We start from the raw sequence: 13,360 nt of genomic DNA, 5'->3' as shown, positions 1-13,360 counted from the left end.
GAAGCAATCCGACACCTGCCGCATGTATTGCCCGGCAGGTGTTTTCGTTAGGGAGGAAACAGGCATGCTCTATATTTATGTCGGGCTAGCCGGTGCGTTCGGCGCGCTTTTACGTTACGAAATCGGGGTCGGGGTCCATAATTTCTATGGCGGGACGTTCCCGTTCGAGACGCTTGCAGTCAACTTGATTGGAAGTTTTATGCTCGGCTGGCTCACCCACTACTTGTTTCGGACCGGACGGCTCTCGCCGATGGTCGTCACGGCGATCGGTACCGGATTTATTGGGTCGTTCACGACGTTCTCGACGTTCAGCGTCGAGACGATCGTGATGATCGAGACAGGGAACCTGTCGGGGGCGCTCGCATATGTGACGCTGAGCATCGTACTCGGTCTGCTGAGTTCGTGGTTAGGGTATAAATTGGGCAATAAACGATTCCTTCGTTTCGCGAAGCGAAAGGGGGAGGCGTGATGGTGATTGTTACAGTGATGGTCGGTGCCTTTTTTGGGGCGATGGCCCGCTTTGGAATCGGTCAGCTCGTCAAAGTGTGGACGACGTCGGTCTTCCCTTGGGCGACGCTGTTCGTGAACGTGACGGGATCGTTTTGCCTCGGATACTTATATGCGGCTGAGGTGAGTCATCAACTGCTACTCGGGATCGGCGTCGGATTCCTTGGGTCGTTCACGACGTTCTCGACGTTCAAGCTCGAAGTGATGCGGTTCGTGACGAAAGATTGGCTTCGATTCGGCCTATACTTATTAGTGACTTATGTATTCGGTTTGATTGCCGCCTATATCGGCTACCATGTTGGATAAAAGCAATCCCCTCGGAAAATTGTTCCGAGGGGATTGCTTTATTCGGTGACTTGAAGTTTTTCTGCGCACGATGCGCATGTATTCTCGTATGATTCGCACTGTTCATCCATATGTTTCCCGCATTCTTGACACGTCTTATCCGGTAACTTGCGATAAAATTCAACCGACGACTCGAGTCGGCTTGCCCATTCGTTCATGTTGAGACTCCTCCTTCAAATATATGGATTCGTTATTCGTTGTATTGATTGTATTATAACAGAGGTGAAAAAGTCAATAATAATATATAACAGATTTTCCGGTAAAGGTTTGATAAACTATACGTAATGAGAAATGAGGTGAGACAGGTGAAGGCACCCCAATGTGAAACGATTGCGATTCAAAGCGAAGACGTGGCGGTTTTACAAGCGTCTCTCGTTGAATTGGATGCGACTCGAGTCAGCCGTTTGTTCAAAGCGTTCGCCGATCCCACACGCTTGAAAGTGCTGTACGTGTTGACGCTTGAAGCGGAATTATGCGTTTGTGACGTGGCGGCCGTCATCGGTCACTCGAATGCGACGGCGTCTCATCACCTCCGGACGTTGCTTGAGCAAGGGCTCGTCAAATATCGGAAAGACGGGAAAGTCGTCTACTATTCGCTCGATGACGACCATGTCCGTCGTCTCGTCGAGATTGCGATGGCCCATAGTGCTGAACAACGACCGACCGAATCATGAGTGTCTACCGCTGCGTTGCGGGAGACGCTTTTTTTGTGTTGCGATATGGGAGCGGGCACGTTATCATATATTCAAACGAGTGTTTGAATGAGGAGGGATACGATGGAAAAACGAGATGTCTTGCCGGTCGAAGGGATCACCTGTACGAACTGTGCAGCGAAGATCGAGCGTCGCGTCACAGAGCAAGACGGCGTCACGTCGTGTCGCATCGACTTTGCCACGAGCCAAATGGTGATCGAGTGGGTCGGGCCGTCTGATCGTGAAGCGATGCTTCGTTCGATCGAGGCGACGATGGAGCGGATCGAACCGGGTGCCCATTTCGTCCGGAAAGACGACGCGGACACGAAAGCGGACCGATTGCTTTGGCGCTTTGGTATCGCTCTCGTCTTGCTCGGTCTCGGCTTGTTTACCGACTCGCTCTTCTTTTACGTGCTCGCCTATGTGATTGCCGGATACGACGTGGTGTATACGGCGGGGCGTAACATCTGGGCCCGCGAGTGGTTTGATGAAAAGTTTCTCATGACCGTCGCGACGCTCGGTGCGTTCGCGATTGCCGAATATCCGGAAGCGGTAGCGGTCATGTTATTTTATCAACTCGGTGAGTATGTCCAAGGTCGGGCCGTGAGAGCTTCGCGCCACTCCATCCAGTCGCTGTTGAACATGAAACCGACGAAGGCAAGGGTTCTCGTTGAAGGATCAGAAATTGAGCACCGACCAGAAGACGTCGAGATCGGTGCCATCATCGTCGTCCGGGCAGGGGAACACGTGCCGATGGATGGGAGAATTGTGACAGGAGCGAGTTCACTCGACACGGCGTCACTTACAGGAGAATCACTTCCCCGCCAAACTGGTCCGGGGGATGCCGTGCTCGCCGGGATGTTGAACCTCGATGGGCGCCTTGAGGTCGAGGTGGAGCGACCGGCGAATGATTCGAGCCTGCAAAAAATGATTGCGCTCGTTGAACAGGCGAGTGCGAACAAAGCGAAGACGGAGCAGATGATCACGCGTCTCGCTAAAGTGTATACGCCGATTGTTGTCGGATTGGCAACTGTCGTCGCGTTCGTACCGCCACTTTTCGTCGGTGATTTAGAAGAGTGGGTATATCGCGCCTTGATCTTTCTCGTGATCAGCTGTCCTTGCGCCCTCGTCATCTCGATTCCGCTCGGGTATTTCGGCGGCATCGGTGCAGGTTCACGACGAGGCATTTTGGTGAAAGGTGGAGAATATTTAGACACACTCGCCGAAGTCGACACGATTGTGTTCGATAAGACTGGCACGCTCACGACGGGACGTTTTGACGTGACTGCAGTCGAGACGAACGGACAAATGTCAGAAGAAGCGTTATTAAAGCTCGCGGCCCGAGTCGAGATCGCCTCGACTCACCCTCTCGCCGTAGCGATTGTGGCGCGAGCAGGTGAGACGACGGCATTTTCTGATGTGCGAGAAGAGCCGGGGTACGGCCTTATGGCGCTTGACGGAACGGATCGAATTTATGTCGGCAGTGCCCGCTACATGGAGAAACTAGGCCATGCAGTGACCGAGGCAAGAGTCGGGACGAACGTTCACGTAGTGAAAAACGACCGATGGCTCGGGCGGATCGAGCTGATGGACACGGTGAAGCAAGACGCGACCGAGGCGGTCACTTCCTTGAAGCGACACGGGTATCGAACCGTCATGTTGACGGGGGACCGGGCGGCGGTCGCCGCCAAGGTCGGTCAAGATCTCGGGATTGACGACGTGAAGAGCGAACTCCTGCCCCATCAAAAAGTCGAGGAGGTCGAACGATTGGTTCGACACGGAAAAGTCGCTTTCGTCGGCGACGGGTTGAATGATGCGGCCGCACTCGCGCGGGCCGACGTCGGACTCGTGATGGGGGGCATCGGCAGTGACGCGGCTGTCACAGCTGCAGACGTCGTCCTCATGAACGACGCCCCGAGCGACATCGTTGCCGCCATCGACCTCGGCAAACGGACGAAGCGGATTGTTTGGCAAAATATCGCGTTCGCGTTTGGGATGAAAGCATTGTTCCTCGTTCTCGGCGTCCTTGGTATCGCCTCGATGTGGGAGGCCGTCTTCGCCGACGTCGGCGTCGCCTTGCTCGCCATCGGGAACGCGACCCGTTTGATCCGTGGGACGAAAAAAAGCCTCAAGCAGGCTTGAGGCGTAAGGGCCGGTCATTAATGATCGGTCTTTTTTCGTGGTTTGAACATTAAAAACAAAAGGATGATGAACGTGGCGACGAGTAAAATCGAAAGCGATAAGAGCACTTGGATAGCGAGGTCGATTTCTCGTTGTGTCGCTGTCAACTGCTTACGGATGTCATTGTATTGCATCTTTTTAAGTGAACGCAGATCTTCGAGGATGGTCTGACGTTGATCGGTCATCGTCTCGGCCACGGCGGTCGCTTCGTCGATATCACCAGTTTCGTAAATGACGAGGACTCGGTCGGCTTCTTGTTCCCAAATCCCGTCGCGATACAACAAGTCGAGAAGTGAGCTCGGTGTGTTCGGGTCGCTGGCGATGGAAGCTTTCAACTCTTTCGCTCGTTGGGACATGCTGTAATAAGCCTCTAAGAAGCGTCGGTCGTTGTAGGCGAGAAGACCACGGATGGCGTTGGCCCGCTCGAGATTGTAATACATGATCTCTTCGATCGCTTGATACGAATCGAGTCGTTCTCCATGTATCGCCTCAATCCGTTCGTTCGTGTTCCGTAACTGAACGATGAAACTGGCGATGACGAGCACGAGCAAGACGGCCAAAGCACCGAAAAGGGCGAGCCATTTGCGCTGAAACATGATCATTCCCTCCCTTCTGATGACCATCGTACAATATTTTGTCTCATTCGGCACAAAATATTTTTTTGGAAAAGGAAAAAAAGGGTAAATGTATAAAAAGACAAGAAGCCGTGCCCTGTTATCGTTTACAATTGTGAAGAGGTACGATTTCAATCATAAGGAGAATAACTATGCCAGAGAACTCGTCGTTAAAAAAGTTACATCAAGTCTTAAAAACAAAACGGACCGACCTGCACTATGAAATCCCAACCTTATGGAATCGGATGCGATTTTCGTCCGAACCGGTCCGTGACGGCGTCGAACGGGTCAATCCGTACGACTTCTTGATTGAAACGATTGAGAAAGGCATCCTCCCGCATAACGTTGACGGACGGGACTATCATCAGTCTGTCGCAAAAGCTGACGGCCACTTACAGACGGGTGGCGATTGGATTAAACGCGCTTCGGTCTACTCGATGCAAGTCCGGACGTCGACATCGTGGGACCATGATGGCTCCGGCTATGTCGAGATGGAGAATTCACAAGGGATGAAAGACACGGGGACGTTTGTGAAGACGCTCGCTCTGCTGCCGCACTTGTTGTACATGGGCATCGATACGTTATTCTTGTTACCGATTTCGCAACATAGCCATAAGAACAAAAAAGGGGAGTTCGGCTCACCGTACGCTGTCCAAGACTTCTTCGCAATCGATGAAGAGTTAAAAGAGACGCTCACGGGAGATGGGTTGACGGTCGAAGAAGAGTTCGCCGCCTTCGTCGAAGCATGTCACATGGTCGGGATTCGTGTCGTCATCGACGTGATCCCGCGAACGTGTGCCCGGGACAACCGATTGATTCTCGAGAACCCGGAATGGTTTTATTGGATTCCGGTGACGGAGCTCGATCACTATCATCCGCCTCACGTCCCAGGAATCGGGGAGAACGTGAAACCGGAGTACGCATTTTTACCGATGATTTACGGATCAGAAGACGTGTGGCACCACTTGCGTCGCTTCTCGATGGCCCCGAACCTCGTCGATGCGAAGAAGTGGGAAGACGTGAAGACGTATGTGACGGAGCACCCGGAAGAAAACTTGCTCGCCGTCATCGAACGCGAATTCGGGTTGACGACCGCCCCGGCGTTCTCTGACTGCATCAACGACCCGCAACCGCCGTGGTCGGACGTCACGTATTTCCGTTTGTTCCTCGACCATCCGACAGCGGCCGCGCCTTATGTGAACGAAGCGAACTTGGCGCCATACATTTTGTTCGATTCGATTAAGTCGAACCAGTTCCGCGGTGAGCAAATCAACGAACCGCTCTGGGCGATGCTCGCTGACATCATTCCGCATTATCAGCGGGAGTACGGGATTGATGGTGCCCGAATCGACATGGGCCACGCCTTACCGGTCGATCTGGCACAACGGATTTTGACGGAACCACGGGCGCTCGACTCGAACTTCAGCTTTATCGCCGAGGAGTTGATCGAAGTAGGGGCCTGGGCAGCGCGTGATGCCGGCTACAACATGATCATCGGGTACGGATTCTATAAAGAGCCGCGGTTTGATACGCATGACACACATCAGTTCATTTATGACTCTCGTTTCTTGCCGCTTCCGGTGTTCGCTGCCGGTGAGACCGCGGACACGCGTCGCATCGCGACCCGTGACGGAGGCCGTCAAGCGAGCCGATTGCTCACCGTCTTGAACGGGTTCATGCCGAATGGGGTGCCGATGACAAATTCGGGACTCGAACTGTACGAGACACAACCGATGAACACCGGACTCGACTGTCGTCCGGAAGAAGCGTATCAGCTCTTCCCGACCGACCCTTATTTCGGGAAGCTCGCGTTCTTTGACGCCTATCAGTTCCATTGGGATCACCCGGAACGGAACGAGATGATCGAACTCATGCATCAAGTGGCCGGCATTCGTCGCCGATGGCTCGATGTGCTCGTCAACCCGAGCCATTTCGAGCCGCTGACGATGCCGTACATGGACGCCCCCTTCATCGGTCTCGCCTGGTTGCGTCCGGACACGAACGAGACGCTCCTCGTCGTCGCGAATACGGACATGCAGCAACCGCTCCAAGGGAAGGTCCCGCTCGACGGTGTGCGCCGTCGCAACTGGAACGCGAGCCGCTTCGCCGAGATGGTGTACTCGCCGAACTCGTGGCCGTATGCGGAACACAGTTTCGACGACAACTGGGATCTTTGGATTGATTTGAAACCAGGTGAAGTGAAAGTTTATGAGATGAAGTAACGCGAAAACGCCTCGGACCGAGTGAGAATCGGTCCGAGGCGTTTGTTATTGTCGTTGTTTCATGTAAAAGATGACGAACTCGTCAAGCGGCATCGGTTTGGCATAACGATAGCCTTGCATCGAGTCGCACCCGATGCGACGCAAAAACGTCTCTTGGTATTCGGTCTCGACCCCTTCGGCGACGAGCGCCATGCCAAGTTGGCGGGCCATCGCGACAATCGTCGCGGTGACGGTCTGATACTCTCGGTTCTCTTCGAGTTGCATCGTGAATTCACGCGGGATCTTCAACTCGTCAATCGGGTACCGGACGAGGTAGGCGAGTGAGCTATATCCCGTCCCGAAGTCGTCGATGGACAGCTTGATGCCGAGTGCCTTTAGTTCGAGGATACGGTTCAAGACACGTTCGGAGTGATGGGCCGCGACCGTCTCGGTCAATTCGAAGTTCAATCGGCTCGGCTCAATCGGGAATCGGTCGAACAATGTCGTCAAGTACTCGATCAAATGCTCATCGAACAATTGGCGAACCGACAAGTTGACCGACAGTTTCGGCAGATCGATCTCGCCTTGTTCAAAGGCATACATAAGTTGGAACGTCTCGTGAATCATCCAGCGACCGAGGTCTTGGATATGCCCGGTCTCCTCGGCGATCGGGATGAACTCGCTCGGCGGGATGAACTTGCCGTCTCGCTTCCAGCGCATGAGCGCTTCGGCACCGATGATTGCTTTCGTCGAGGCATCGACTTGTGGTTGGAGATATAACGAAATCTCACCTTTTTCAAGGGCGGTATCGAGCCCTTCCATCAACAGTTTCCGCTCTTCCTTGTCTTCGCGTAGTTCAGGGGCGAACAGCACCGTCTCATCCCGTCCTTTTTCTTTCGCCTTGTACATGGCGAGGTCAGCGTTTGAGAGCAGATGTTTGAGCGTCGACCCGTGTTCGGGATACCGAACGATTCCAATCGAGGCGTGAATCTCGACGAGCGTACCGGCCATGAAGTATGGAGGGCGATAGACGAGACGGCGGAGCCGTTCAATGAGAATTTCGTCATCACCGTGCTCAGCGACGACGATGAACTCGTCCCCGCCGAGGCGGCCGGCGTACTCGTTCGGCAACAGCGCACTGCGCAGACGCTTGCCGATATGTTGCAACAGCTGGTCGCCCATATGATGTCCGAACTGGTCATTGATCTCTTTGAATCCGTCAAGGTCGGAGAACATGAGCGTGAACGGTCGGCCATCTTCAATGAGTCGTTCAATCTGTTCTTGCAGGGCGTAGCGGTTATGTAACCCCGTCAAGCTGTCATGGTTCGCTTGGTATAAGATTTGTTCTTGTTGCGCGATCATTTGCGTGACATCTTTGACGATGGCGTAAATTCCTTCGACTTCACCATCAATGATCATCGGGATGTTCATCAATTGCCAGACACGTTTCGTCCCATCATCGGTCATGACATCGACCTCGAGTGTCTCGGGACGGCCTGTCGTTAGGTCGTGGAGCACGGTCGCATAGGCGGCGCGATCTTTCTGTTCGATAATGTCTAAAATGTTAGAACCGATCAACATCTCGGCATCGTGTCCGAGCACCGAACTACCGGCTTCGTTGACGGATAGAACTTCCCCGTGCAAGTCGAACAAGAAGATCGGCTCCGCATGATAGGCGAACAGTGACCGATATTGTTGTTCCCGAATCTCAAGTTCGTGCGCTTTCGTCGTCACCGCGACTTCGAGATCCGTATTGACCGTATGTAAGCGTTGACTGATCAAGGCGTTTTGTTTGGCGACGACGAACTGTCGGATGAGTAACAGCAAGACCGCGTTCGCGATCATCGAGTCTAGAACGGACGTGCCGAGCAGACGGTCGGATGCGAGCATGAACAACATGACGACCGAACTGTAAATGACGTAATCGAACACGGAGTCATGGGCGAGGACGTCTTCCGCAGCTTCATCGAACAAGAAGCTGACTGAGATGAGGAAGATGCTACTCACTTGAAGCAGATGGACGAGGTCATGACCGACACCGGCAAACCCGTTCAACTGGTTCATAATCGAGGCGGTCGTGAAACCAAGTATCCCGATCAAGAGCATCACCCGGAACGTTTGGCCCGAGGTGACGATTCGGTTTAAATACAAAAACCCGAGCGCCATGTAGAGGCTGACGAGCACCATTTGTTCTTCGAAACCGTTCAAACTGGCGACGTATTGTTCGCCACGGGCTGAGTAGAAGAAAATGTGCAATGCGCCGATGAGCAGGAAGCTGAGTAAGGCGAACACGTCGAACGTCCGCAGTTTCAGCGTGCGGATCTCAATGGACTGGGTGATGACGATGAGTGCCATGATCAAATAGAAAAAGTTTTGAATGAACATCATCATGTCACCGGGTACGGTCGTGTAGTAGCGATGCACGACTAAGTAAGCGATGAAACAAAGGTTGCCGGCGCTGATCAACAAATGAATGTAGCGTCGCATGCCTTGATGGCGGTAAACGGCGTAGCCGCTAATAGCGGTCGCGATGAGTGTGATCGTCATGAAGTAGATGAACAGACTCGTCTCACGTAACCCATAAGGGCTGAAAACAATCAATAACAGTCCAAGAGCAAATGTCCCGACGAGCAGGGCGGGGACTGATTGGCGCAAGGAGTGGCTAGACAACTCATGCACCTCCTTCTGTATATGTCTAATAGGCTCATTCGTATTATCGGAACGTTGGAGCGTTTGTTACACAAAAAATCGACAGCAAGTTGCTGTCGATTAAAGTGTATAAGAATGTTCTTTGAAATTTCCGACGACCGAATCGATTTCTGAGACGGTGACGAACGCTTCCGAATCGATATCGGAGACGATTTGACGAAGCTTTGGAATTTCGTTGTTTTGGACGACGACGTACAACATCTTCTTCGAGTCGTTCGAATAGCCGCCTGTCGCGTCCATGATCGTGACGCCGCGCTTCAAGTTCTGCTTGATGACCAAGTTGATCTCATCGGCTTTTTTACAGATGATAAAGCACTGCTTTTGGGCCGAGAAGAAGCGGTGGATCGTCAACAATGTGCGCGAACGAACGAAACTGAGCACGAGCGCGTACATGACCGCCTTGATGTCAAACGTGATGAACACGAGAATATAGACGATGATGTCTTGTGTCAAAAAGATTTTAGGGAGCGACAAATTTCGGTTCGTCGTATAGATGACTTTTCCGAGAATATCGAGTCCGCCTGTCGAGGCGCCGGCGAACAATAGGAGCGCCAGGCCGAGTCCGGAAACAATTCCACTGAATACGGAGGCGACGAGCGGGTCGTCGAGCGGCGTCGGCGGTACGAGCACCGGTAACGCATCGATCAAGATAGAGGACAAGACGACGACGATCCCGGTCATCAAGATGAACCGCTTTCCTAAAAACTTGATCCCGACGATAAAGAGCGGGATGTTTAACACTAACTGGCTGAGACCGATTGGCGTTCCGAACAGTTCATTGATAATAAGCGTGATTCCGACGATTCCTCCAGAGCCGATTTCGTTCGGCTTAAGGAGCAAACTGACGAAAATAGATTGGAGAATCGTTCCGGCGATAATGAACAATACCGTTTCGACGGCGATTCGTTTTCGTGATTTTGCGTACATATAGATTGGCTAGGCGCCATACGCCCCCTTTGACATAGTTCTCAAGCAAGCGTACTCCGACCCGGGTCGAATTTCAAGGGCGATTGCTTACAATGCGTGGTGAAAGCGGTCGATATCGCTAGCGAGTTGTTCATGTACGTAGTCGATTACTTGGGCGTCATCAAACAATCCGAGCGGCGCATCATCAGGAATGGCATCAAACGGTGAGACGAAGTAGAGGACGGCCGCGACGAGCGCGTCTTCTTTTTCCGGCTGCATTTCGAACTGGTCATTATAGATGGCGCGCAACATGTTGAGCAACTGTTTCATTTGGAAGTACAGCGTGAGCTCTTCCTCGCGCTCGATATTGCTGATTTCATTTGAAGCGACATCGACCGTCACTTTGGCTAAGGCGAGTTCGCCTTGAACGAGCAGGTCACCGCGTTGTTCGTTGCCGGCGTACTCTTCTTTTGCCGTGTCTAAAAAATGGGTATACGTCGTTTTCCAATCTGACATATGAATTCCTCCTTCTCTTTACATCTACTAATATGCCCGTTTTTGCGATTTGGTTGCAACTTTTCCGAAAATTTAAGAAAATGATATAGAACGAACAAAGGAGGAACTGTACATATGTCTACTCAAACGTTACCGACTGAGGCAGAGTTTGCCCGCTATGCGGAACTCGCCGTCAAAAAAGGTGTCAACATCCAACCGGGTCAACAGCTTGAAGTCCGCGCGGACATCAGCCAAGCCCCGCTCGTCCGTCAAGTCGTGAAAGCGGCTTATGCGGCCGGTGCGAAACAAGTCTTCGTCAACTGGAGCGACGAGGAGTCGACGAAAATCCGCTACTTCGATGCACCGCACGACTCGTTTAAAGAGTTTCCAGAATGGTTGAAAGCGCGTTTCGAGCAGCTTGCTGAAGAAAAGACGGCGTTTCTATCAATTGTCAGCGACGACCCAGACGCGTTAAACGGTGTCGAGTCCTCACGGATTGCTGATTCGAACCGGGCAGCCGGTGTGGCGCTCGCGAAGTGGCGCAAGTACGTCATGAGCGACAACGTCAGCTGGTCGATCATTGCCGGTGCCTCTGAGGCGTGGGCGAAGAAAGTGTTCCCGGATCGTGAGGATGCCGTTCCGGCGTTATGGCGGGCTATTTTCGCCGCAACACGGATGGACCAAGACGATGTCGTCGCCGCTTGGGATAAACATGACCAAGCGCTTCGGTCCCGGGCACAGCTATTGACAGAGAAAAAATATGCGAAACTCCACTACAAAGCGCCAGGCACAGAGTTGACAATCGGTCTTCCGAAGAAACACGTCTTCTTAGGCGGCGGAGGCCCGAACACGGACGGTGTCGACTTCATCGCCAATATGCCGACCGAGGAAGTGTTCACGCTTGCTGATAAAGATGCGGTCGAAGGACATGTGTCGAGCACGAAACCGCTCAGCTATAGCGGAAACTTGATTGATGAGTTCACGCTTTGGTTCGAAGGCGGAAAAGTCGTGAAGGCGGAAGCGAAACAAGGACAAGCCGCACTCGATGAGTTGCTCAACCTCGATGAAGGGGCGCGCCGAATCGGCGAAGTCGCGCTCGTTCCGGACGACTCGCCAATCTCGAACTCAGGCCTTCTCTTCTACAACACGCTCTTTGATGAGAACGCCTCGTGTCACTTGGCGCTCGGACGTGCTTATTCGACGTGTCTCGAGGGCGGTCCATTGATGTCAGCCGAAGAGCTCGCCGAGAACGGGGCGAACGACTCGATGACACACGTCGATTTCATGATCGGCTCAGCCGATATGGATATCGACGGTGAACTTGAAGACGGCTCGCGCGAAGCGATCATGCGTGCCGGCAACTGGGTCATCTAAAGGAAGGAGAGACGAATCCACTTAGGGTTCGTCTCTTTTTTGCATGAAGGAAAAAGAAGAGCGGTGCCCGAACTATGTTTTAGGAACGAATGAATAAAGGGGTGTGCCCGTGAAAAAAAGATTGATTTCAATCAGTGTGACTTGTCTCGTTTTGCTCGCGTTACATGCGACGCCGCATGCGGCCCTCCGGACGTACGTCTGTTTGATAGGTCATCCGATTGCAGCCTTGACGTCGCCAATCGTCGAGGACGATGCCCGTAACGAGCTAGAGCGGGATGCGTTCGAAGAGCGGGGCGGGAAGATTTATACGTTGACGGAGCCACCGGTGGAGCGCGCGACACAAGGTCGACTCGAGAGCTACTTCGTCCGGAAAGTCGGACCGCTCTACTTGGCTGAACATCATGGAGGCGGATGAATGGGGAGACAGCGGACGCTGCCTCCCTTTTTTAAGTACGGTCGTACAGATAGGCGAGTGCGTTCGGCAAGCGCCGCCGCCAAGCCGACTCGTGGTGGGTGGCGTCAGGTTCGACCTCGTAACGGAATGCGATGCCGGTCCTTGCCAACGCCTCGACGAGCTTGGCGTTCGTATATAGATAGTCTTCCGGTGTGATTGGACCACTCGTCTCGTTCGTACCGATATCCAGATACAGGCGCGCCGACAAGTCGGCTTGTGTCAGTTCGCGGACGAGCGGGTCGAGGTTTGACCAGGCAGCCGTTGACAGCGAGCCGACTCGACAAATCGACGGATAGGTCGCCATCATGTATAAAGAGATGACTCCGCCCATCGAACTGCCCATCACCCCGACATCATCCGGGTCGGTCGCGTAACGAGCATCGACCCATGGTTTCAACTCGTGCATGAGCCAATCCGTATAGAGGCGTCCACGGCCGCCGAGCGTCGGTCTCGTCTTTGCGAGTTCAGGTCCGATGCGCCGATAGAGCATGTCATCCTCGTAAAAAGAATAGTCATCATAACGGTCCAGCCAATCCGGAGGACTCGAGACGGCGACGACCATGAGCGTCAAGTGCAAATCTTCAATGTGGCGGTCGATGCCCCAACTGGATTTTGTCTTCGAGTCGAACACATTTTGTCCGTCATGCATATAAAGGACGGGGAGCGGATGTTGCGCCGTCACAAAGTCAGGACGATATATGGAGATGATACGTTTTTGACCCCGACGATCCGTCGGGGTTGTGAAACTGAACTGTTCAATCATAAACAACCTTCCTTTCCGATACACTTCCTATATTGTGGAGGTCTCCAATTAAAAATTCAATCGTCACACTTGACTACCTACCGTTCGTTAGGTAAAGTGGGGTACAGAGACTGGAGGTC

General features: G+C 53.0%; 13 protein-coding genes. 7 read left to right on the top strand and 6 right to left on the bottom strand.

Features of this window, described 5'->3' with window-relative positions; genetic code table 11:
* Window positions 1–64: 64 nt before the first annotated feature.
* Window positions 65–469 carry a fluoride efflux transporter CrcB gene (gene crcB, locus P398_RS0115075; protein ID WP_024371725.1) on the top strand — a complete coding sequence of 135 codons (405 nt, stop codon included), beginning with the start codon at window positions 65–67 and terminating at the stop codon, window positions 467–469.
* The gene (locus tag P398_RS0115070; RefSeq protein WP_029336018.1) at window positions 469–813 is read left to right on the top strand and encodes a fluoride efflux transporter FluC; all 345 of its coding nucleotides are present in this window, start codon (window positions 469–471) and stop codon (window positions 811–813) included. The genes crcB and P398_RS0115070 overlap by 1 nt, the downstream gene beginning before the upstream one ends.
* Window positions 814–851: 38 nt before the next feature.
* On the opposite strand, the gene yhfH is transcribed toward P398_RS0115070, so the two are convergent.
* On the bottom strand, window positions 852–1,010 hold the full coding sequence (gene yhfH, locus P398_RS16690) for a protein YhfH (RefSeq protein ID WP_081648610.1): 159 nt from the start codon (window positions 1,008–1,010) through the stop codon (window positions 852–854).
* 147 nt (window positions 1,011–1,157) lie between these two features.
* Here yhfH and P398_RS0115060 point away from each other — a divergent pair, with 147 nt between their 5' ends.
* On the top strand, window positions 1,158–1,526 hold the full coding sequence (locus P398_RS0115060) for an ArsR/SmtB family transcription factor (RefSeq protein ID WP_034799269.1): 369 nt from the start codon (window positions 1,158–1,160) through the stop codon (window positions 1,524–1,526).
* 102 nt (window positions 1,527–1,628) lie between these two features.
* On the top strand, window positions 1,629–3,686 hold the full coding sequence (locus P398_RS0115055; protein ID WP_034799267.1) for a heavy metal translocating P-type ATPase: 2,058 nt from the start codon (window positions 1,629–1,631) through the stop codon (window positions 3,684–3,686).
* 17 nt (window positions 3,687–3,703) lie between these two features.
* Here P398_RS0115055 and P398_RS0115050 read toward each other — a convergent pair whose 3' ends face one another.
* Window positions 3,704–4,321, bottom strand: a complete 618-nt coding sequence (locus P398_RS0115050) for a CHASE3 domain-containing protein (protein WP_231557588.1) — start codon at window positions 4,319–4,321, stop codon at window positions 3,704–3,706.
* Window positions 4,322–4,491: 170 nt separating this feature from the next.
* Between P398_RS0115050 and P398_RS0115045 the strand changes: the two genes are divergently transcribed.
* Entirely contained in the window at window positions 4,492–6,561 is a 2,070-nt protein-coding gene (locus P398_RS0115045; RefSeq protein WP_024371720.1) for an alpha-amylase family protein, read from the top strand.
* A 45-nt stretch (window positions 6,562–6,606) separates the two neighbouring features.
* Here P398_RS0115045 and P398_RS0115040 read toward each other — a convergent pair whose 3' ends face one another.
* From P398_RS0115040 to P398_RS0115030, 3 genes are all read right to left on the bottom strand, one after another.
* On the bottom strand, window positions 6,607–9,210 hold the full coding sequence (locus tag P398_RS0115040) for a putative bifunctional diguanylate cyclase/phosphodiesterase (RefSeq protein ID WP_029336013.1): 2,604 nt from the start codon (window positions 9,208–9,210) through the stop codon (window positions 6,607–6,609).
* A gap of 99 nt (window positions 9,211–9,309) precedes the next feature.
* Entirely contained in the window at window positions 9,310–10,176 is an 867-nt protein-coding gene (locus tag P398_RS0115035) for a YitT family protein (RefSeq protein ID WP_024371718.1), read from the bottom strand.
* An 87-nt stretch (window positions 10,177–10,263) separates the two neighbouring features.
* Window positions 10,264–10,671: a YkvA family protein gene (locus P398_RS0115030; protein WP_024371717.1), complete on the bottom strand. Its 408-nt coding sequence runs from the start codon at window positions 10,669–10,671 to the stop codon at window positions 10,264–10,266.
* A 114-nt stretch (window positions 10,672–10,785) separates the two neighbouring features.
* On the opposite strand from P398_RS0115030, the gene P398_RS0115025 reads away from it, so the two are divergent.
* Window positions 10,786–12,024, top strand: a complete 1,239-nt coding sequence (locus P398_RS0115025; RefSeq protein ID WP_029336010.1) for an aminopeptidase — start codon at window positions 10,786–10,788, stop codon at window positions 12,022–12,024.
* 109 nt (window positions 12,025–12,133) lie between these two features.
* Window positions 12,134–12,439 carry a hypothetical protein gene (locus P398_RS0115020; RefSeq protein ID WP_029336009.1) on the top strand — a complete coding sequence of 102 codons (306 nt, stop codon included), beginning with the start codon at window positions 12,134–12,136 and terminating at the stop codon, window positions 12,437–12,439.
* 31 nt (window positions 12,440–12,470) lie between these two features.
* On the opposite strand, the gene P398_RS0115015 is transcribed toward P398_RS0115020, so the two are convergent.
* A complete protein-coding gene (locus tag P398_RS0115015) occupies window positions 12,471–13,241 on the bottom strand; it encodes an alpha/beta hydrolase (protein WP_029336008.1) in 771 nt (256 codons plus the stop codon).
* Between the last annotated feature and the right edge of the window lie 119 nt (window positions 13,242–13,360).

It is taken from the genome of Exiguobacterium aurantiacum DSM 6208 (genome assembly GCF_000702585.1).
GTDB classification, from domain to species: domain Bacteria; phylum Bacillota; class Bacilli; order Exiguobacteriales; family Exiguobacteriaceae; genus Exiguobacterium; species Exiguobacterium aurantiacum.
The sequence above is the reverse complement of the archived record's forward strand: the minus strand, read 5'-3'. Positions and strand labels throughout refer to the sequence as shown.